Here is a 21,620-nt window from a genome sequence, read left to right on the forward strand (position 1 = left end):
AGAACTATGGCTCAAATTCCATTATCTAGTAGGGATTCCTACGGTGGGCTGATTGCAAAGCAAGCACTTGGCGAACGCGATGGCGATCCGCGCAATGTCCAAGGGAATGGTCAATTTTCTGCTGAGGCGGAAATTTGGTATAGCCTAAAATGTGCGATCTCCACTAGTTCAGGTTTTAAAAGCTGGCGACTAGAACACTATCCCCAATTGCAGGGACTTCATCTCGAAAAACAAGTAAGGAGATATTTACGAGAAACTTTAGAAACCTTAGCTTATTAAAAATCAAGGAAATTTTCTACAGGTCGGATCAAACATTCTGAAGGTGATTTGCCAATTTGATGGCGCTCTTGCCGAAAGTGGCTTACGCAAAATGGATGTATTTTTGATCCCCAGATTATCCTTGCTGCCCAGATGAAGCTGTGGTGGGGGATCCTCCAGGACTAGTTCAGCTTTTAGCCAGCAAATTCAAAGGGCCAGACTAACTAAAAGTGAATAATTTGCAGATTTTTGCCACAACACTAGTCCAAAAATCACATTAATTTAACATTAATTTACCTAATAACCCCTTCGCCGACGTTGCTCCCAGCGCCAAAGGAGGATCATGAGGGCAAAAATTCCCATCTGCAGGGCTAAATTAGGTGCTGCTGTGTCAATATTCCTGCCGGCAAGGACTTGAAAAAAGAATATAAACGCGCCAATTAAAGCAGATGCAGCAAAACCTAGATACAGAAATTGGCGTAAACCCCTATAGGGGGCTGCCATTTCAGCTTTGAGACGGGCATATTGCTCTGGGTTGATGGGATTTTGAGGATTTGGTTTGATCATGAGTAAATAATGCTATAATACTACACTGTATACGCCGATGTGGCTCAGTGGTAGAGCAGCTGATTCGTAATCAGCAGGCCACGGGTTCAAATCCCGTCATCGGCTTGGCTCACGTTAATTAACAATACTTTACACTCCTTAGCTATATCAAGCTCAGTTAGCAACTTGCTTGGCACTGAGAGCCTCTGCAGCAGATATCCCCTCGGACAGATTGCCAAAATATGCCAAAGCTGCGGCAGCTTCAGCCCGAGACACTGGTTTTTGAGGTTGGAACAAGGTTGTATAGCCAAACACCCGACGAATATTCGATTTTTCGCCATTTTGGAAATCAGCCAGTACGGCGCGTAAAGCCTTGGGGTCAATTTTTCCCGCATCTTGAAAACCCCACGTTTGATTCACTGCTTCTAAACTAGCGTCCGGTAAGGCTTGACGAATATCTAGGGGGATTTTCCACAAAATCAACTGTTCTCGTGTTAGTGGTGCATCAGGACGAAACAAAACAGCACTGGAATTACCAGACAAGGGACTAGGGATTAAACCGGTTTCAGCTAACCCTTGAACGACTGGAAAATCAGGATCAGTGGGCGCTATATCAGTAAAAGTGGATTGAGTGTTTTGGGATGCCAAGCGAATCTGTTTAGCAGGATTATTAAAATACACAGTATTGTTGGCAGCAACTAGCCAGCGGGCATATTCTCGGCGAGTAATATGTTTACTGGGTTCAAATGATTTACTGATGACATCATTAGAGCGAGTGTTGACTTCTTGAGACTGTAAAGACAAAACTCCCAAAGATGCTAAGTCTTGAATGAATTGACGTAGTTCTACCGGTGCTTGGTTGAGATCATGGAATTGCTGAGAGCTTGCTGTAGCCATTTGGCTAACAGATGTCTTACCCGGCTGCGTGGATAGATTATCAGATACCGCCGGACTAATAAAAGTAGAATTATTAGCTTGCAGATCGTCAGTCTTTGCAGTTTCTATACCTTTATTAACTATGTACTCAATAACTAATGCTGTAGCTGTTTGTGGTTGATCAGGTTTGGGTTGAGTAACTGATTGTGGCTGAATAGATACCTTAACCTGGACACCTTGACGGTGTGCTTCAAAGGTATCTTCTAAATTATCTGTGGGCTGTTGTAAAATCTGCCAGTTGTTTTTCTGAAACTGGTCACTATAAAAGCTAGCAATAAAATTGCTGGGGTCAGAACTTATCCAGCGAGTGACTATGCTGTTTTTTTCAGATCTAGCGGGTGTGACTGACTCTAATTTAGCATTAGGATACAAAGGGATATCTGGGGGAAAATCAGATGGTAAGTCAACCTTGGGTTGCTTTTGGTTCTCGCCTGGCTTTCGCCTGATTTATCTGAGATTCACCAAATATTCCGGGGTGATCTTTTAATCTAGGATCAGCAGCCAAAGACTGTTCTAGGGTTTTGGCGGTGGGACTGTTAGCACAAGCTGTTAAAGAAGTGAATAGAATAGCCAAGCTCAATAATACAGCTGGAGGTTTAGACAAAAACACGGGAAACTACAAATGGGGTTTCAATTCCTACACTAGCGCAGACTGTCACGACTAGGAGGGAAAATGACTCCGAGGATTGAAAATATTCTTGCACCAACTGAAGTGCTAAACTAAGGTTAAATTTATTCTTAGCATCCCTCAAGCAGGGGAAAGGATAACACCCAGTCTTAGATTGTAATCTATCCGGAATGGAGCCGAAAAACTTTCGTTACTGTTGCTTAAATGTCAGCGCATAAATTTGCTTCTCTTGTACAGTCAGGTAAGTCGTTCCCAGCTATGGATCATGTACCAGTCCTAATACGCATCAGTGTAGATTAGAGTCTCGCACTGGGAACGGTTTGAATGATTCCTGACTAGAAGGGCATAAATAGCCATAAATTTGATTTACGGCTACAGTCCATTAGTCAGGTAAGATACCGGGGTTTATCTGTCAATCTATCTGGAAATTACACAGAGTTTTGAGATTATTTTTCATGAAGATTGGGATAACTTTTTAGGGTCTTTACTTGAATTGTTAATTGTATCTCTACTAAAGTTCCTCAGACTCACCTAAAAATCTGGAATTGCCTTACTGCTTCAGTTTAAAAGAAACCACGCTTATTTAAAATGTAGAGAAATTCCATGGAAAGTATCTACAGGATTGGACAGAGACATTCTGTGAGCTAGCTTGAAACCATGAGGGTTATAGGCGTGGTTGTTGCCTAGGATCTATTGTAAATCAATGAATTGCCCTTGTTAAGGTATTTTTTAGCCATATTTCTGCTAAAGTTTAAGTAAGTTTTGGTAAGTTTGTTTGAGGAGATTTTCACTTAAGGTCGTTAACCGTTTATCATCTCATTTTGATATTGGCACTCGACTATTAGTCTTGTAAGTTCTTACTCAAGAGGAGCAATCAAATGTATCTGACACTAGATAGGAGTATGAAAAACCTAAGATAGATATTAAGAAAACAATCAACGATTATCGACAACCGTCAATCCATTCTCATTTCTGTTAAGCGAAGCATCGCCGGGTTGTTACCAGTGCTGAAACACGATTACATGCAAGTTTCCCAGGATCAGCCTATTTATTCTGAGGCTCCACTCCAACTGTTACTATTTGTCGATGGACGACCAAAGTCTCGACAACAAGTGCAGCGTATCCGTGCTTACTTAAAAGAATTACGAAAAGAGTATAATTTTGAACTTCAAATCATAGATGTTGGGGAACAACCCTATTTAGCAGAACATTTTAAATTAGTTGCTACACCCGCTCTGGTAAAAATTCAGCCAGAACCGCGACAAGTTATAGCTGGAAGTAATATAATCGCCCAATTGAAGGACTGGTGGCCTCGCTGGCAGGTGTCCGCCGATACTTACTTAAAAGTACAACAAGACTTACCAGAACAAATAGATGATAATAGTGGGGTATCATCACCGCAATCAACAATTCATTCTGTGGCTTTTTCTGCAGAACTCATTAAACTTTCAGACGAAGTTTTTCGGTTAAAACAGGAAAAAGAGAAACTGCAAGAGCAGCTATTATTTAAAGATAGAGTCATAGCTATGCTGGCTCACGACATCCGCAATCCTCTCACTGCTGCGGCTATCGCCATAGAAACTCTACAATCTAATTACAACGTAGATATTGGTGCATTTAATAAGCGGCTTAAACCAGCTATGGCAGCACATTTATTAAAACAAGCTCGGAATCAAACTAAGACTATTGACAGAATGATTGCTGATCTGTTGCAGGTAGGGCGTAGTTACGATACAAGCATACCTATCATACCACAAAAAATGGAAATTGGCGAGATATGTTTCGATGTGTTGGCAGAATTGCGCGATCGCTACATTGCCAAATCCCAACAAATAGAAACTGATATTCCCCAGGACTTACCAAAAATATATGCAGATCCAGAACGTGTGCGCCAAGTGCTAATTAATTTGTTAGATAATGCTATCAAATACACACCAGAAGGTGGTAAAATTACTATTGCAGGATTACACCGTACCACCCAAAAAGTTCAAATCACTATTGGTGATACCGGACCGGGAATTCCCCTAGAAAACCGCACACGCATTTTTGAACATCACTATCGATTACAACGTGATCAAGCTATTGATGGCTACGGCATTGGTCTGTGTTTATGTCAACGCATCATACAGTCCCATTATGGACAAATTTGGGTGGATTCTGCCCCCAATGGCGGCGCTTGGTTCCATTTTACATTACCAGTATACCCATCTTAGTTAGCCACTGGTGACTGGGCAAGAGTTATCATGGATGACGAATAACCCCGGCCTTTTACCAAAAATAGCGATAAAACTTAATTTAATCATTGGGGCTAAAAACCACAATTTATTAGTTAGTCAGATTTTTCAATGCCAGACTCATTAATGTATCAGCAAGACCACTTTGTGGTTTTAGAAACAGACCAACCGGAACAATTTCTCACAGCAGAGGAATTATTAGAAAAGCTTGAGCTTGTGTTACAAACAATGACTGGAGAGGAATTACCCACAGACTTACAAAGGTTTGATTCCGTCAGTGCTCAAGCTCAATATTTAATTGATACAAGTTGTGAATTAGATGTTGTCCCGGGAAAATATTTACAGTGGTATGCAATACGATTAGAGAAGTAGCTTTACATTGACACTCTCCGCGGGTATGACCGGATTATAGGTAGAGATATTATTTATCAAGGATACTGAAAATTGTTAATTCAATCATATCTTCACCTACTTGTGTAATTTTAATATCTACTCCAGGTCCAAAATAACGGGTCATTTTTTCCTGTTTTTCCTGCCAAACATCAAATGAAATAAAGGGGGAATAAAATTCTAAAATCAAGGCATAAGCCCCATTAATTTCCGTTTCTCGTAAACCTGTGACCACGGGACGGTCTTCATCTGTAGGACTCAGACCTAGATAAGAGAGAGCCTCATCTAAATGGGCCTCTTGACCATAACAGTATCGAGTGATGTCCTTCCGAATTTTATTTTGAGTAATAGTTGCTTGCTGCTCCCGTAAGCGTAATACATCTGGCGTTGTATCTTGGCTAAAGGGTATAGGCAGAATCTCATTGGCTTTGAGTGCCAATCCTCCCAAGAAAAGAGGAAACCCATAGAAAAAACCGACAAGATTAAGTGTGGCATTGTCAGCAGCGTAGGCTACGAAACCAACAATGATTAATATACCACCAACGCTTAAACCGATAGTCCCCAAAGAAATTTTACGTAACATGAGCTTAGGATATTATAGATTTTTAACATCTCTGTTTTATTATCATCGGTTATTGGTCACAAGTGAACTACCGCCCACTAAGTTGAGGTCTTGACAATCATCACTGATATCTTTTGCGTCTAACCCTCCGCTATTGCTGATGATCTTCTAAATGCGGGACTAATCACCTGTCTACTCCATTTTGGGTTAAGTTTAAATCTGAGGGTATTGAAACATCAGAAAAAATTATGGACTTACAGACGATAAAAGAACGAATTGCCGTGGTTACTAACAAACGCGAGTACCTCCTAAGCCTTTTGGAGCAGCCAAACTTAGGAACTCTGAGAATTGATGTTAACCAGGCTTTGGAAGAAATGGATGATTTAATTGATGAATTTAAGCGGACTTTTCCGGAAACCGATAATAATTAGGCTAAACTGACTAGATCAAAACATAGACCAGCGTTAGTTAAACCGTGATTTAACGGATAAACTGGCGCTGTTTGCCTATAATCACAATCTTCTTGCTGTATTCTAGATATATATTTTACTAAGGGCCAGTTAGTTTGCAAACAACTTCATAAGATGATTGCTTCTAACTTATCGATTGCTGGTATGTTCTCCTAACTGCGCAACCAGAGCAATAAGTTTAGTAGTAGGAATATCTTTGGGAGAAACATAGTCAAAATTGGCTGTGGTCTTAGGGTTGAACAAACTTGCATCTTCCACTGAAGAATAAGCGAGTATCTGAGTTTTAGGAGATATTGCTTTAATATGACTAGAAGCACGCCAACCATCCATAACTGGCATTTGTAAATCTAGAATAATTACATCAGGTTGGCAGCTTTTCAGCATTTCTATAGCTTCTTGACCATTGCAGGCTAACCCCACTACCTGGAAATTTTCCTGATTAGAAAAAGCCAATTTTAAACTTAACCGTGTAAGTTCGTGATCATCAACAATCAGAACACGCAATGTCACAGATTCACAAAAAAAAGTTAACATTTAAGGTAATGAAAAACACTTGCAACATTCCTTATAGTTTATGGTAAGACGCAAGAGAAATCACTCTATCTTATGGTTGAAGAAGATTTGTTGTCGATAGTAATTCATGAGTCTATTTATTCACTTAAGTTTCATACTTAGGAAATAAAGTTGACTATTTGTCTGTGTAATAGTAACTTTTTTTGGAATCAATCAGGTTTGACGCTATACTACTTGAACTTAATGCCATATTTAGCAAAGTTGTTTGGGAACTGGTGGCTGGACAGTCATCACCAGGACGGCGTTGGATATAAGTACCATCAGATTGTAATTCCCAGGCTTGACGATTATCTGCTAACATAATTCCCAGAATTTCTTGCAAATCTTTAGCAATATCTGGATCTTTAATTGGAGTAATTACTTCAACTCGTCGATCTAAGTTGCGACGCATCCAATCAGCACTCCCAATGTAAATTTCCTCCTGTCCATTGTTATGAAAATAATAAATGCGAGAATGTTCTAAGAAGCGGCCGATAATGCTAATCACGCGAATATTTTCGCTGATGTTTTTTAGTCCTGGGCGCAAACAGCAAATACCCCGAATAATCAGATCAATTTCCACTCCAGCTCCAGAAGCCGCGTATAAAGTAGCGATAATCTGCGGATCTACAAGGGAGTTCATTTTGGCGACAATGCGCCCGGAAAAACCATTTTGAACATTTTCTATTTCCCGATGAATTAAGCCTAAAAAGCGATCGCGCATATTCACAGGAGCGACTAGTACTTCCCGGTAAGATTTTTGCCGAGAATAGCCTGTTAAAAAGTTAAATAAGTCTGTGATATCCGCGCCTAATTCTTCCCGACAGCTAAATAATCCCAAATCGGTATACAAGCGGGCTGTTTTAGGATTATAGTTACCTGTACCTATATGTATATAGCGGCGCATCCGGTCTTTTTCTCGTCGTACGACCATCACGGTTTTGCAATGGGTTTTTAGCCCTACTAAACCGTAGACAACATGTACACCGACTCTTTCTAAACTCCTGGCCCAGTAGATATTATTTTCCTCATCAAACCGCGCTTTTAATTCCACTAGTACAGATACTTGCTTGCCATTTTCTGCAGCTGCAATTAAGGCTTTTACTATGGGGGAGTCGCCAGAAGTGCGGTAAAGGGTCATCTTGATTGCTAGGACATTCGGGTCATAGGCTGCATGGGTAATAAAGTTAACTACTGTTGAGGAAAAGGATTGATATGGATGGTGTACCAACAAGTCTTTTTCCCGAATCACCGCAAAAAAGTCTTGACCTTCTTCTAGTTCCAAGGCCTCTGAGTTTAAACTGGGTTCTTTTAACCTTTGGAGGCGTGAAGGTACTACAGACTGACGTGGGGGTTCTTTAAGTTCGGCTAATGGTAAAGCCATAAAATACATTAAATCCCGGAGTCCTAAAAGACCATCAACCTCATAAAGATCATTTTCGGTTAACTCCAAATCTTGCAGCAACCGAGAACGTATTGGATCGGGAGTGTGGGATTTAATTTCTAGTCTGACAGTCGTCCCCCCCATGCGCCGTTTGCGTAGTTCCTGTTCAATGGCTAATAGTAGGTCATCGGCTTCATCCTCTTCTAAAGCCAAATCAGCATCGCGGGTAATACGGAAGGGGTGGTATTCTTGTATATTCATGCCTGGAAATAGAAATTCCAGGTTATGGGCGATCGCCTGTTCTAGGGGTACACCAGTCCAGTGAGCAGTTTCTCCAGTTTCAGAAATCCCTAACTCTGGTGGTATTGGCAAAAATCGCGGTAAGACACTGGGGACTTTTACCCGGGCAAAAAATTCTTCCTCACTGTCCGGATTTTGGACTACAACCGCTAAATTTAGGCTGAGATTAGAAATAAAAGGGAAAGGATGGCTAGGGTCAACAGCTAAGGGAGTGAGAACCGGAAAGATTTGTTCTTCAAAGTAGTTATCTAAGTAAGTCCGTTGTTTTTGATTTAAGTTGATGTAGTCTAGTATGTGAATACCGTGACTAGCTAGCAAAGGTTGTAGAACCTGTTGAAATTGTTGGTGCTGTCTTGTCACCTCGGGAGTGAGAGTTGAGCGAATATCGTCTAGTTGTTGTTGCGGTGTGCGACCATCGGGAGTTAACTGAGAAACTTTTGCTTCTACCTGTTGCTTTAAAGCTGCAACCCGCACCATGAAGAATTCATCTAAGTTGGCGCTGAAGATGGCCAAAAATTTTAATCGTTCTAGAAGCAGTGTCCGGGGGTCACAGGCTTCGTGCAGTACACGACTGTTAAATTCTAACCAGCTTAACTCACGGTTAATGTAATATTGTGGATCGTTTAAATCAATGGGATGAGCGCTCTTTTTTGATTTCGGCATAACGATCTCAGTTTAGGTAGATTAAGCTCTACATCTAGGGACAATAAATATATTAGATTAATTAGGGCATAAGTGAAACTATCTAGTTAGGAATAATTTAAGATTCAAATAGGAGAACTACAGACTTTCTTTGCTTTGCCAAATGTTTCAAGCTACTCGCCGCCGTCTGGCACTCTGGTACACTGCCGTCACTGCGGTATTATTGTTACTATTTGCCAGTGGTGTATATTTATATTTCCGCAATACATTAATTGAGCGCATTGATGATACCCTCAATCACGTGGTGGAAATTGTCGAGCGATCGCTTGTGATTTCAACGGTGAATGGGGAAGCTGGACAATTTCAGATTAATGTAGAAGCAAGTTTTCGCGATAATGCTATGACGGTGGAAGATGACCACATTGACCTAGAGTGGTTTAGTCCCACCGGTCAATTAATCTGGTCAACCCTATCATCACCCCTAAACATTCCCATTCATGGTAACCATCTTGGTGAAACCGTCCGGGTAATTAAACAGGATATCTGGGGAGATGGGGAAACTCATAACTCTGTCGTCTTACTGCGACAAGTTACCCAGCGTGTAGAAAGAGGAAGGCAAGTATTAGGATATCTGCGTGTTAGTCACCCCTGGTTTGAAGTCACTAAACCTAGTCGCCAGTTAATTATTGATTTGGCTTTAGGTACTTGGTTGATGGTTTTGTCTGTAGCAGCAAGTGGCTGGTTTCTTTCAGGTAAAGCGATGGAACCGGTGGGGGAATCCTACCAACGCCTCAAACAATTCACTGCTGATGCTTCTCACGAACTCAGAAGTCCCATTACTTTGATTCAAACTAATGTCCAAGTTGCCCTAGCTGATTTAGAACTGGCAGACTCACAAAATACGACTATTGTCAACTATCGCCACCACTTAAAAGTAGTGGAACGACTTACCCAGCGCTTGGGTAAGCTAGTCAATGACTTATTGTTCCTGACCAGACAAGACAGTGGAATCAGCAAAAATGTTTTTTCCTCTTGTCCTTTGGATGCTTTGCTAATGGAGGTGGTGGAAGAACAACAATTATTAGCTAGGGAAAAAAAAATTACTTTAACGTTGGATTTGGTTGATCCCCCCAGTGCGGAAATCTCCCTGGAATTACTGGAAAATTGGTTTACATTTCCAGGCCAATGGGATCAACTCGTACGGTTATTTACAAATTTGATTAGTAATGCTTTGCAATACACCCCATCTAATGGACAGGTATCTGTACAGTTGTCGCGTCTAGAGGGAAGCAATCGCGGTTCTAAACTTTGTCATGGAACAGCGGTATTACAAATCAAAGTTACTGATACGGGAATTGGTATTCCGTCCGAAGCCCTACCCCGTTTATTTGACCGTTTTTATCGGGTAGATCCAGCACGTACCCATAAGACAGCAAAGACAAATACACAAACTTCTACCGGTTCAGGATTGGGATTAGCGATCGCAGCAGCGATTGTGGAACATCATCAAGGTCATCTACAGGTGGAAAGCAATATTGGTAAAGGTACAATTTTTACTGTCACTTTACCAATCAGTCTTATGACTCATGACTTATGAATAGTCAATGTATTTTGTCTGAGAAACGTAAACCTTAGAACCTCAATTATTAATTATTTAATTACATCATCCTTAAGGTTTAAATGATGGTGTGATCTGATTTTTATTTCTATCCTCTAGTTAGATTAAGTAACTAAAGTTAATTGTTAAATTGGAATCATTGATGAATTGCCATTGATATATTTTTTTGGTGATTTTAAAAATATTATTTTGGGTATAGCTACCCCACGCAAGCCATCAGGCAAAGTTTACCTAAATTACCCAATAATATCTTATAGCAAAAAGTGCGGATTTTTTAGGAGTTAATCATGAATAAAAATCAGCAACCAACTCGCAAGTATACTGGACTTTTCGGGGTTATTTGCAGCGGATTACTCATTGGTGCGCCGCTGATTTCTACCAGGGTAGTAGCACAGCAACCGACCTCTCAGGTTAACCCTTGTCCCAGTATTTACTACGAAGAACCACACAACAACCGGGTTGTAGTACCACAGGGATGTCCTCCCAATGCCTTCACGCGGAAACTACAAGCCGAAGGGCGGCTTCCCGTCGGTCCTCCAACTCTTCCACCCAGTGAAATGTCCTCTAGGTGTTGGGGGAGAAGCACCGGATTCGGATACTTTAGCACTGAATCCTTGCCCCGGTATTTATTATGAAGAACCATATAATACTAGAAATGTTGTACCTCCGGGATGTCCGCCAAATGCTATCACGCAACAACTTTTAGTACAGGGTATTCCGCCAGAGTCAGCTGTACTAGCGCGTCCACCAATGATCGCTATTGAACCACCTCCATCAGAAGAACAACAACCACCGAGCGCCGAGATTAGTCTGGCTAATGGTATGGTTGAGATCACATTGGTGAATAATACGGGGGCTAATATCACTTATGAAGTAATTGGTGATACTCCACCGCGATCGCTTGAAGGTCAATCAGAGGTAACATTACAAGATTTGGCTGCGCCAGTGACTGTGACATTTTTTCGCGAGGATGGGGGACTGCTAGAAGTAACACCTGAACCCTCTAGGAAAGAAGGCGTAATGCAGCTGACATTTAATGAAACCACTGATCTAGGAGAGGATAAGAATACAGTGCGGATTCAAGACGACGGTGCTGTAATGTTGAACTAAAATGTTGAACTAAACCACTGATTCAGGGATGCTGGGCTTTTTTGGTCAAATGTGGCAAATCTCACCATATTAAAGCTCTGCCCGCCAGTTAACAATATGGAGTTTTGCGTCTATGATAGCAGCTGATAAACTAGAAACTAAGACTTAAATTTAGTTCTCAGCGAGAATAATACAAGCCGCTCCCTTATATAATCTTTGGTTTATTCATGGTTATAGTAGCTAACGTGATGCCTTTCTTGTTCACCCCTCTGACTTTAGGCTCTTTTTTGTCTTCTCTGCCTTTGGATAGCTTATTTTCCACCCAAGGCATTATGGTGATGTTACTGGCTGCTTATGCGGGCGCTATGTGGATGTTTCTCACTAGTGCGCCAAAAGTACACACAATTATGGTGTCTGACTTGGAAATTGCTCGACAGTTTTATGAAGGTCTGCTAGATTTGCCCGCCGCGGAAGTACCTTTACACTATTACTACAACTACGAACAAACTCTCGGTACAACTGGTATTGACCCATTGTATATGTCTACTACTCCCAGCTGGTCTAACAAGGCTATGAACAATGCTAATGAGGGGCTGTGGTATCAGATGAAGAAAAATACTCAGTTACATGTCATTAGGGGGGCTAGTTTGGGTAGTAAGAATCAGCAGCGTCATGTTTGTTTTGACCGGGATTGCTTGGATATGATTCTATTGCGGGTGGAAATGCGCGGTTTAAAGTTGAAGATTCGCAACCAAAAGCCCCTGAATTTTTTGGTAAAGGACTATGAGGGGCGGGTTATTGAAATAGCGGAAGTAGCAAATTAATCAGGAATTAGGCAAAACATCATTTTCTCTGTGTTCTCTGTGGCTCTGTGGTTGATCATCGATAGCGTAGCCTGGCGTAAGCCACTTGAACTAAATTAATTATCCACAGATGAACACAGATGAACACAGATCAAAAAGATGCCTACATGGGTGGAGATATTACCAGTTGTTCTAGTCCGTTCCTGATTTAGCTGATTCTGGCTTAAGTAGGGGAAAGGCGATCGCATCGCGTATACTGGCACAGTCAGTCAGCAACATCACTAACCTATCAATACCAATACCTAAACCACCAGTCGGAGGCATTCCATATTCTAAAGCAGTGATAAAGTCTTCATCTATACCTTGAGCTTCTAAGTTACCAGCAGCTTTTAACGCTGCTTGAGCTTCTAAACGTTCTCTTTGGTCTATTGGGTCTGTGAGTTCTGAGAAGCTGTTAGCAGTTTCACGCCCGACGATAAATAATTCAAACCGTTCTACCAAACCCGGCTGAGAACGATGGGGTTTAGCTAGGGGTGAAATTTCCACTGGATAATCTATGACAAAGGTAGGCTGAATTAATTTTTCTTCTATTTTTTGTTCAAAGGCTTCGTTTAAAAGTTTGCCGATTGTTGGTGCATCTTCTATACCTTGAAGCGCAGCATTTTTACTTGCAGCTTTCGCTTCTTCCAATGTAGAAAAAGAATTGAAATCTAAGCCTGTATGTTCTCTAACTAAATCATGCATTGTCACCCGTCGCCAAGGTGGTGATAAATCTATCTGTGTCCCTTGGTAACTAATGTGTAATGTTCCGAGAACTTCTTGGGCTACGGTGGTAATAATTCCCTCTGTGAGGGCCATCATATCATGGTAATCCGCGTAGGCTTGGTAAACTTCAACAGAGGTAAATTCGGGATTATGGCGAGTCGATACTCCCTCATTCCGGAAAATGCGCCCTAATTCAAATACCTTTTCAAAACCACCGACAATCAACCGCTTTAAATGAAGTTCGGTAGCAATTCGCAGATACAACTCCATTTCTAAGGTGTTGTGGTAAGTGATAAAGGGACGCGCATCAGCACCGCCAGCCTCACTTTGTAAAACCGGAGTTTCAATTTCCAGAAAATCCCGTTCTTCTAGGTAGCGGCGAATTCCGGCAGTAATTTGGGCGCGACGGCGGAAAGTTTGCCGCACTTCGGGGTTAACAATTAAATCTACATAGCGTTGACGGTAGCGTTTAGCAACATCGGTTAAACCATGCCACTTGTCCGGTAGGGGTAACAGGGATTTGGTGAGGATGCTGTATTCTTTGACGTAGACAGATAATTCGCCCTTTTCAGTCCGTTTAATAGTACCTCTGGCTCCCAGAATGTCACCTGCATCTATGAGTTGTTTGAGATGGGTGAAAGCTTCGCCATCAACATCTGCCATCCATTCTTGGATACGATTTTTTTCGAGATAAAGTTGAATAGCGCCAGTTTCATCTTGTAGGGTGAAGAAAGCCAGTTTACCGAAAACCCGACGCGCCATAATACGGCCAGCAACGGCAACATCTAAATGAACTTCTTCACCATTGGGTAAGTCGGCAAATTTTTCTTGTAATTCTGCTGTGTGATGGGTGGACTCCCAACGATAGGCGTAGGGGTTAGCTCCTAGCTGCTTGAGTTGGTTGACTTTTTCCAGCCTGGCGGCACGGATATCTTCTTCGGACATGGTAAGGGACTAAATAGGGCAACATATATTATAGATGCTGGAAAAGTTGACAGTCATAGATAAAGCCTTTTTCAGGCTAATGAAGTACACATAAATTGCCTATTCCCTGTTCCCTGTTCGCTGAAACTAAACAACTTTGTACCTCACGAGCATGGGAAATGCTATATTTATAGTGAATACCGAGAGGAAATGGCCTGCATCTTCAGGTCAGCCAACTCTAGGATCGTATTTATCAGGTCTTTTTGTTCTGGTGGTAAATTCAGTTTTTTTAAACCCTGATTGATGTCGTCACCAGAGCGCATATTTTCAGCCAGTTTTGCTCGCTGGGAGGTATTTAATATTGCCACTATGTCTTTATTTCTTCTCTGACGTACAGCCTGGACTTGTTGTTGCTGCTGTGGTGTGTTCATGGAGTGTGTGGGAGAGATGTTAGTATCCCAAAATAAGCTAGAATCTGTATTTTTAGTGATTTGGGCAATAATGATACTAGGGATAGACTTGTTTGGGATGGGTTGGGCCAAGGCAATTCCCGGAATTAAGATTACAAAGGCGCAAATAGTGGCGAGTATTGATAGTCGTTTGATCAGCTGAACTGCCATATTAAAAAAATTCTTATTTAGATGCATTGCCAAAGTTAAACAAATCAATATCTAATGGCTATGAGACTAAGTTATGGGGTAGGTATCAACTTCATTCTGAAGATTTAAGGAATTTTCAAGTCTGAGTGGTTGAATTTTGCTAAAAATTAGTCATGATTTGGCTAGTCATATTTTTTCATTTTGTTAATTTGTTGTTGCAATTCTTCAATTTGTTGTCGCAAAATTTCGGCTTCCTGTGAGGAAGTTTCGGAGGTAACATCTACTTCCCCTGATGCAGGCGATCGCTGATAATTTCCTGCGCGAATTTGTTGATATTGTTCAGATACAGACCACTCTTGCAAATACCGTAATCGTTCGACTGGGAAAGGATGGCTCAACATCGTGCCTTGAAAGCCATTATACAGCAAGAACTTATAAACCTGATTCAGTCTATTTTCATCTAGTAAATGATAATTTTCTGACTGTTTAACAAATTCTTCTAAGCTACATTCATGAGCATATTTAATACTACCGCCGGAAACTTTCATCATGGATGACATAACAGTGTTTAAGTCATCTATGACTAACAAAGCAGCCCGGTCTGCGGTTAACTCGGCTTTACGTCGCCATTCAAAAAAGGCATAAATCAAAGCTTGAGAGACGAAATTGCCAACACCGAAGGTTAATTCCCCTAGGGCAGAAGCGGCACTCATAGCCCACATGGCCATTTGAATTAGAATAGTATGACCACATTTAATATGACCTAGTTCATGGGCTAAGACTGCCCTAATCTCGGAGGGATCAAGTAAGTCTAAGGTTCCTGTGTTGATGACTACGTAGGGATTTTCCTGCCCCAGGGCATAGCTATTAGCTTGGGGATTCTGTACGACAAACAACGCAGGTTCTGGGTAAACGTCCAAATCGCGGACACATTCCCGGAACATATGGTAAATAGTGGGGTATTGACGCGTGCTTACTTGGATGGTGTTACCCATCAGATAGACTAATTGGGGGCGTTCGTAGAACAATTCTACAAATTTACGAGCGATTAAATCAAATCCTGGCAAATTTCGTAAAGCTTTCTCGGCTTGGCGATCAAGTGGATGTCTGAAGGCTTCGCTGGATATTCCTGTGTAAGTTGGCATAATTGAGGGTAATGGATGATGGGTGATGGGTCTTGAGTAGTCGCTAAGGACTAATTACAAGATAATGGAAATGGGGCGACGGAAATTAGAAATCACTTTGTATGGGATTAAAAGCTTGTGATTGAGGCTGAAGTTCATTTGTCACTACATAACTTCCTGCGATCGCAGTCGGGGTTTCCTTCCTCGGCCCATCATTTAACGATGGCAAGGTTGGTAGCGCGTGCCTTGCGCCTAGGACGTAGCGCCTTAATTCAAGTTGGGGCCGTTTCTGGCTATCAAGGTCGGTATCGCACTAGTTTTGTGGCATCGGCTTTGATGTGGTATGGTCCGGTAATTATTGTCGCCCCCGAAGCAGTACAGCAGCGGTTACTACAGGTGGAAATTCCCCGTCTACAGCAGTGGCTACCAGCCAATAAACCGATTAGGACAGGTGAAGTTTGGCCGGGATCTGATTTTCCTGGAGTACTGCTGATATCTCCCCAGGCTTGGTTAAAGGGGCAGTTTGCATCTGCTGATGTTTTTCCTGCCGGGATTCCTACAATTATTGATGGGGTGGATGATTTAGAAGATTGGGTACGGGATCACCTGACCCAAGATATTACACCCCATGATTGGGATCAACTGATGTTAGCTTGTCCTGACAAGGCGGACGTGATTCGCTCGGCACGGGCGCAACTAACTCGCGTTCTGTTCCAGCACCCAGTTAATCCCTATGAGTGCTATCTTATTTCTCCCTTAGAACAAAAAATATTATGTGATTTATATGAGCAAATAAGGTATGTAAAAACACTAACAAAGCCATGGGAAAATTTTGGTGTGCAATTGGTTAATAGTAAAGAAAATATGGGCGGATGTTCTCTATTATGGGCAACACTTGAGCGTCGCCAAGGGGTGTTTTATTTACACTCTGCTCCCATGGAATTAGGAAAAAGTATCGCGCCTATTTGGCTCAGACAACCAGTGGTCTTAGTAGGTAGCGCTTTGGAACCGGAAACTGAAGCGCCTTTGTTCCGTGAGCGTTTGGGTTTAAATGAGATAACTTGCTTGAAGTTCTCTAATGAGACTCAAGGCGCAGCAATTCAATTGTATATACCCCATAAATTGCCTCTACCCAATACCCCAGAGTTTCAAGGAGCATTTATTCACAAAGTGCGGACACTGGTTTGTCTGAGCGCTACGGCCCTGGTTTGACGGTTGTATTGGTGGGAGATGTGCCACTAAAGGGTCGAGTGGGTGCTATTCTGGCCTCGGAATTTGGTTCACGGGTTCAGGTGGAAAGGACTTGCTTGGATGATAATGGGATTTTAATTAGTGGGTGGGAATTTTGGCGATCGCATCAGTCGGTTTTACCAGCGCCCCATCTGTTAATTATTGCTACTTTACCGTTACCATCTTTAGAAAGCCCCCTTGTAGCTGGTAGGGTTGCTTACTATAAGCGATCGCATCAGGATTGGTTTCGTTTATTCTTATTACCAGCGGCTTTGAATGAATTACAACGAGCGATCGCACCAGTCCGAGAAAGTCAAGGTATTGTAGCTTTACTCGACAGTCGTGTAGTTAACCGCAGTTATGGCGCACAAGTACTGGCTGTCCTCAGTCCTCTAGCACGTATTAACTATCTTGATCCCAGTCTGTTTTCTCATCCTGATGAAGAGAGTTCTGGCTAGGTGAGTATTGACTTTTATCAATTACCATGCGATCGCCTCATAGCAAGCGCTATTATCAACTTTGGTGCAAGCATATTAAAACCTCATTCAAGAATTGTTGATTATGGGTGAAGCAAAGCGTCGTAAAACTACACTCGCAGAGAACTACGGTCAAGAATCTCGAATCTTACCTTGGGTTCCCATCACCAAAACTCAGTCTGAACAGTTTATGAACTGGACTACTCGCGGAACCTGGTTCTGTATTGGTGTTATGGTAGTAGCTTGGATAACTATCCGTTTTATCGGTCCGGCTTTCGGTTGGTGGCAAGTAGTCGATTAAAATATCCACCGCTATACTTAACTTATCAGGTATAGCGGCAGTTGGGATATTAGGGTGATTCCTAAATTCTAATTTTACTTAGTGTGGGCGGTAATACCTCAAGAATTAGAAAATACTGACAAAATGGCACCATAACTATCCTGTATTCAGTTATTCTCAGTCATAAGCCATGGATACGTATGTTAGGTATTTGGTCAGAAGTGTTGACAATAATAAAACACAGATTCAGCACTACTCCCACATATACCGATTGCTGCTTCGTCCCATGGGAAAATAGTTTAGATGAGTATTAGATTCAAGTGGAATGCCCTAGAGGATTGTCTACGAAAAATACGCCAGTAGTTTCAATTGTTGTTCTCAGACAATTTTGGCAGTATACAGCAGATTAGGTGATAGATAGGTACTATATGAAGGTTAAAAATATTTGGTCATCCTGACCATCTAACTGTACCTCAACCAAGTAGAAATTGCTGTATGTCCGGCAAAATGACCACTGGAAATTTTATACTGTTGACTCATACCAAATTTGGGTTACCCTGAAAACGGAATTGTTTCAGTTAGGCATTTAGTCGGACATACATAACTAACGAGGTGAAGTTTATGAAATACGTCCGAGCAGTCAATCCCTGAAATTGAATAGTTTGATACCGCAAGCTGTAAATTTATTTACTACCCTAAACAAGGTAATTAATTAATAATCTTACAGGACTTTGGTAAAGGTAATGTTTAGTCTACAATACCAGTGGATGCAAAAAGCTAAAGAAAATATAAAGACGACTGAAATCACTGTGGTGTCTGGAGGAAAAAAGTGTTTCTGAGACTAGCGCATCAACACCAACAATTCGTTCAAGACTTGGTAATGAATCTACAAGCCTTGGCAATTGTACTAGAACGACGCGGTTACCCTGCGTCATGTTATACCTGTGGCGACCAGATGAATAGTGCTTCATTTATGGTAAGCTTAGGCGACAATCACTTGATTCGATTCTTAGTATCCGATTATGGGATTACTTGGACTGAAATGCGAGATGATCGTGAATTAATGAAGTTAGAGGGTGCAGAAGCCATTAATCAGTTACAAGAACTGGCTAATCTTGTAAAACAATCTACGCCAAATGGTTCCGGCAACAAAACTCTGGCTAAAAAGTGATAGGCTTGACCATGGGCATTAACTAAGATGTTTGTTCTGATTGCGGGTTGACAGTGTAAACACAAGTGAAAAAACCTGATACACATTTATTTTCATTTGCTAGGGTGCGTTATGGACTATGATCCTAACGCACTTGGAAACATTGGTGTTTACATAGCAGTGAGTCCCGGTAGACAATTCTGTGAGATGTGGAACATTGATAACTGTTAACAAACTGAAAAATGTCTGAAAAAGAAGCTATTCCAGGGGAATTACCAGCAAATAGTGCCATTGATGTACCATCAAACGGCAAATTTGAGAGTTGGTTTGAATATCCGGTAAGAGTACAACCTCATCATACTGATTATGGAGGTATGGTTTGGCATGGTACTTATTTAACTTGGATGGAAGAAGCAAGGGTGGAATGTTTGCGCTCCATCGGTATTGATTTTGCTGATTTAGTGTTATTAGGCTGTGATTTACCGGTGGTAGAACTTTCAGTACGTTATCACCGTGCAATTCAGTTAGGAATGGCTGTAATTGTCAAAACGCGTATTGCTGAAGTAAGCGGTGTCCGCATGAACTGGGATTATGGAATTGTTTCCACAGATGGACAGCAGTTATACACCACAGCTAAGGTAACATTAGTAGGATTGGATCGCGAAAGAGGTAAGATCATGCGTCAGCTACCTGCAAGTATTAAGGATGCGTTAGAGAAGCTTCCTAGGTTAGAAAAATGATCCGCAATACAGATAGGTTGCTAATAGGTGATATAATCTACTGCGGTGGCGCAATTGTTTGAGCAATTTGCATAATCTGTTGCCAAATATCTTCAGGTGTGATTCCAAAGCCGACATTTAATAAAATTACTATAGCTGCAATTGTTAATGCGTTCTTAAAAGTAGTTTTGAGAACTTTTAACAAGATAACAAAGACTATCCAAGCAAGAATGAGGATGGGAATCATAAATGTTAATTCCTGAATATGTCCTATTTTTAATGGTGAGAGTGAATATTGATGTATGTGTTTAATATTATTTTCCTTGAAAGATGCACAAAACAGTAAGACTGAAAATACTGGCTATATTTTGGTTGCAGGATTGGTGACTCACTGAAAGCTGATAGAAAATAGTCTTGTAGAAGTTGCACGCAGCTTAATAATATTCTTGGTCGTATATTTTCACACTAATTCTTATCTGGGGACTCTACCCTATATCTTCCATATGCTTGTGATCAATCCGTGATATTTGAATCAATATTAGTAATTTTTAAGAATTGACGCTTAAGTATATCTAAATTTTATGACTCAGCCACAATGATTTATAAAGCCAGTGAGGAGGGTTAGCCTAAATAACCGACCTCACTAAGTATTTTGATACTATCGACTTGTAGGGGACAGGGGAATTACCTTGGTAGGAGATTTTAACTGGTGAGCTAATGTTACAACTTCTTGCCTAGCCCATTTATCTGCTGCCAAAATGTCATTTAAAGATGGACTGCTACAGTTATGATTTTGATGGCGATCGCAGACTAATTCGATACATCGGGTAATATCTAAAAATTGAATTTTCTCATCTAAAAATAAAGCCACAACCTGCTCATTGGCAGCATTTAATACAGCGGGCATGGAACCGCCGGCCTTACCAGCAGCATAAGCCAACTGCATACAAGGATACTTCTGATGGTCCGGTTCACGGAAAGTCAAATTACCAGCCTTAACCAAATCTAGCCTTTCCCAGTCCGTGTAGATGCGCTCAGGCCAAGACAAAGCATAAAGTAACGGTAACCGCATATCCGGCCAACCCAGTTGAGCCAAAACCGATGTATCTTGTAACTCAATAAGTGAGTGAATAATACTTTGGGGATGAATGACAATATCAATATCTTGATAATCTAAGCCAAAAAGGAAATGAGCCTCAATTACCTCTAATCCCTTATTCATTAAAGTAGCCGAGTCTACGGTAATTTTCCGCCCCATAGACCAGTTAGGATGCTTCAGAGCATCAGCAACCGTCACATCTGCTAACTTGGCTACATCCCAATCACGGAAAGCCCCACCGGAAGCAGTGAGTAAAATTCGCCGCAAGCCATTCTTGGGGACACCCTGGAGACACTGAAAGATTGCGGAATGCTCAGAATCAGCGGGTAAGAGTTTGACACCGTGTTTTTCTACCAGAGGTAAAACCACCGGACCGCCTGCGATTAAAGTTTCTTTATTTGCTAAAGCAATATCTTTACCAGCTTCAATAGCAGCGATAGTCGGTAATAAACCAGCACAACCCACAATACCCGTCACTACGGTTTCCGCATCACCATAACGGGCAACTTCGATGACTCCAGAAGTACCAGCGAGTAAAATAGGTTGGGGATCAAGGTCTTTAATGGCTGCTTGCAGTTCTGGTAATTTCTCCTGGGCAGAAATCGCCGCTATACTGGGTCGAAACTGGCGAATTTGAGCCACTAACATCTCTACATTATTTCCAGCAATCAATCCCACGATCCGAAATTGGTCTGGATACTGAGTGACGATATCTAAAGTTTGAGTACCGATGGAGCCGGTAGAACCCAGAAGGGTAATAGCCTTCATAATTGCTTAAGAATTTACAGACAACTTCTAGTTTGACACTCTCCCGTACCAGATTGTTGGGAATTTTAATTTTT

General features: G+C 41.5%; 19 protein-coding genes, 1 tRNA gene and 2 pseudogenes. 12 read left to right on the forward strand and 10 right to left on the reverse strand.

The genetic code is table 11. The features are described from left to right. Nucleotides 1-6: 6 nt before the first annotated feature. The gene (locus AC6IZ0_RS10715; protein ID WP_271733719.1) at nt 7-279 is read left to right on the forward strand and encodes a hypothetical protein; all 273 of its coding nucleotides are present in this window, start codon (nt 7-9) and stop codon (nt 277-279) included. Between the two features lie 276 nt (nt 280-555). Here AC6IZ0_RS10715 and AC6IZ0_RS10720 read toward each other — a convergent pair whose 3' ends face one another. Further along, entirely contained in the window at nt 556-825 is a 270-nt protein-coding gene (locus AC6IZ0_RS10720) for a DUF3493 domain-containing protein (RefSeq protein ID WP_271733675.1), read from the reverse strand. A 33-nt stretch (nt 826-858) separates the two neighbouring features. Here AC6IZ0_RS10720 and AC6IZ0_RS10725 point away from each other — a divergent pair. Continuing rightward, nucleotides 859-930, forward strand: a tRNA-Thr gene (locus AC6IZ0_RS10725). Nucleotides 931-978: 48 nt separating this feature from the next. Here AC6IZ0_RS10725 and AC6IZ0_RS10730 read toward each other — a convergent pair. After that, nucleotides 979-2,350: pseudogene (locus tag AC6IZ0_RS10730) on the reverse strand (S-layer homology domain-containing protein). Nucleotides 2,351-3,372: 1,022 nt separating this feature from the next. Between AC6IZ0_RS10730 and AC6IZ0_RS10735 the strand changes: the two are divergent. Continuing rightward, the gene (locus tag AC6IZ0_RS10735) at nt 3,373-4,581 is read left to right on the forward strand and encodes a histidine kinase (protein ID WP_271733677.1); all 1,209 of its coding nucleotides are present in this window, start codon (nt 3,373-3,375) and stop codon (nt 4,579-4,581) included. Between the two features lie 132 nt (nt 4,582-4,713). Continuing rightward, the gene (locus tag AC6IZ0_RS10740) at nt 4,714-4,974 is read left to right on the forward strand and encodes a CRR7 family NDH-1 assembly protein (protein WP_497722893.1); all 261 of its coding nucleotides are present in this window, start codon (nt 4,714-4,716) and stop codon (nt 4,972-4,974) included. A 49-nt stretch (nt 4,975-5,023) separates the two neighbouring features. On the opposite strand, the gene AC6IZ0_RS10745 is transcribed toward AC6IZ0_RS10740, so the two are convergent. After that, nucleotides 5,024-5,575 carry a DUF2854 domain-containing protein gene (locus AC6IZ0_RS10745; protein WP_271733678.1) on the reverse strand — a complete coding sequence of 184 codons (552 nt, stop codon included), beginning with the start codon at nt 5,573-5,575 and terminating at the stop codon, nt 5,024-5,026. Nucleotides 5,576-5,802: 227 nt separating this feature from the next. On the opposite strand from AC6IZ0_RS10745, the gene AC6IZ0_RS10750 reads away from it, so the two are divergent. Further along, on the forward strand, nt 5,803-5,985 hold the full coding sequence (locus AC6IZ0_RS10750; RefSeq protein ID WP_271733679.1) for a hypothetical protein: 183 nt from the start codon (nt 5,803-5,805) through the stop codon (nt 5,983-5,985). Between the two features lie 168 nt (nt 5,986-6,153). Here the strand turns inward: AC6IZ0_RS10750 and AC6IZ0_RS10755 are convergent, their stop codons facing one another. Both AC6IZ0_RS10755 and ppk1 read right to left on the reverse strand, forming a co-directional pair. Beyond that, the gene (locus AC6IZ0_RS10755; RefSeq protein WP_497722894.1) at nt 6,154-6,558 is read right to left on the reverse strand and encodes a response regulator; all 405 of its coding nucleotides are present in this window, start codon (nt 6,556-6,558) and stop codon (nt 6,154-6,156) included. Between the two features lie 154 nt (nt 6,559-6,712). Next, complete coding sequence (gene ppk1, locus AC6IZ0_RS10760) at nt 6,713-8,923, reverse strand: polyphosphate kinase 1 (RefSeq protein ID WP_497722895.1); 2,211 nt, start codon at nt 8,921-8,923, stop codon at nt 6,713-6,715. 142 nt (nt 8,924-9,065) lie between these two features. Here ppk1 and AC6IZ0_RS10765 point away from each other — a divergent pair, with 142 nt between their 5' ends. From AC6IZ0_RS10765 to AC6IZ0_RS10775, 3 genes are all read left to right on the forward strand, one after another. Beyond that, nucleotides 9,066-10,499, forward strand: a complete 1,434-nt coding sequence (locus AC6IZ0_RS10765) for a sensor histidine kinase (RefSeq protein ID WP_497722897.1) — start codon at nt 9,066-9,068, stop codon at nt 10,497-10,499. Nucleotides 10,500-11,006: 507 nt separating this feature from the next. Next, entirely contained in the window at nt 11,007-11,630 is a 624-nt protein-coding gene (locus AC6IZ0_RS10770; protein ID WP_497722898.1) for a hypothetical protein, read from the forward strand. Between the two features lie 206 nt (nt 11,631-11,836). Further along, nucleotides 11,837-12,433: a glyoxalase-like domain protein gene (locus tag AC6IZ0_RS10775; protein ID WP_271733686.1), complete on the forward strand. Its 597-nt coding sequence runs from the start codon at nt 11,837-11,839 to the stop codon at nt 12,431-12,433. Nucleotides 12,434-12,604: 171 nt separating this feature from the next. On the opposite strand, the gene lysS is transcribed toward AC6IZ0_RS10775, so the two are convergent. The 3 genes from lysS to AC6IZ0_RS10790 all read right to left on the reverse strand — a co-directional run bounded on the left by lysS (nt 12,605) and on the right by AC6IZ0_RS10790 (nt 15,845). Next, entirely contained in the window at nt 12,605-14,122 is a 1,518-nt protein-coding gene (lysS, locus tag AC6IZ0_RS10780) for a lysine--tRNA ligase (RefSeq protein ID WP_271733687.1), read from the reverse strand. A 167-nt stretch (nt 14,123-14,289) separates the two neighbouring features. Continuing rightward, entirely contained in the window at nt 14,290-14,721 is a 432-nt protein-coding gene (locus AC6IZ0_RS10785; protein ID WP_497722900.1) for a hypothetical protein, read from the reverse strand. A 161-nt stretch (nt 14,722-14,882) separates the two neighbouring features. After that, a complete protein-coding gene (locus AC6IZ0_RS10790) occupies nt 14,883-15,845 on the reverse strand; it encodes a M48 family metallopeptidase (RefSeq protein ID WP_497722901.1) in 963 nt (320 codons plus the stop codon). Nucleotides 15,846-15,962: 117 nt separating this feature from the next. Here AC6IZ0_RS10790 and AC6IZ0_RS10795 point away from each other — a divergent pair. The 4 genes and pseudogenes from AC6IZ0_RS10795 (at nt 15,963) to AC6IZ0_RS10810 (ending at nt 19,700) form a co-directional block, all read left to right on the forward strand. Continuing rightward, nucleotides 15,963-17,512: pseudogene (locus tag AC6IZ0_RS10795) on the forward strand (helicase C-terminal domain-containing protein). A 103-nt stretch (nt 17,513-17,615) separates the two neighbouring features. Further along, nucleotides 17,616-17,831: a DUF2839 domain-containing protein gene (locus AC6IZ0_RS10800; RefSeq protein ID WP_271764078.1), complete on the forward strand. Its 216-nt coding sequence runs from the start codon at nt 17,616-17,618 to the stop codon at nt 17,829-17,831. An 808-nt stretch (nt 17,832-18,639) separates the two neighbouring features. Further along, nucleotides 18,640-18,981: a DUF1815 family protein gene (locus AC6IZ0_RS10805; RefSeq protein WP_271733692.1), complete on the forward strand. Its 342-nt coding sequence runs from the start codon at nt 18,640-18,642 to the stop codon at nt 18,979-18,981. 221 nt (nt 18,982-19,202) lie between these two features. Further along, the gene (locus AC6IZ0_RS10810) at nt 19,203-19,700 is read left to right on the forward strand and encodes an acyl-CoA thioesterase (RefSeq protein WP_271733693.1); all 498 of its coding nucleotides are present in this window, start codon (nt 19,203-19,205) and stop codon (nt 19,698-19,700) included. 37 nt (nt 19,701-19,737) lie between these two features. Here AC6IZ0_RS10810 and AC6IZ0_RS10815 read toward each other — a convergent pair whose 3' ends face one another. Both AC6IZ0_RS10815 and dxr read right to left on the reverse strand, forming a co-directional pair. Further along, a complete protein-coding gene (locus AC6IZ0_RS10815; protein WP_271733694.1) occupies nt 19,738-19,926 on the reverse strand; it encodes a hypothetical protein in 189 nt (62 codons plus the stop codon). Between the two features lie 411 nt (nt 19,927-20,337). Then, nucleotides 20,338-21,546: a 1-deoxy-D-xylulose-5-phosphate reductoisomerase gene (dxr, locus tag AC6IZ0_RS10820; RefSeq protein WP_497722904.1), complete on the reverse strand. Its 1,209-nt coding sequence runs from the start codon at nt 21,544-21,546 to the stop codon at nt 20,338-20,340. Between the last annotated feature and the right edge of the window lie 74 nt (nt 21,547-21,620).

The sequence above is a fragment of the Anabaenopsis sp. NIES-4685 genome, from assembly GCF_059725405.1.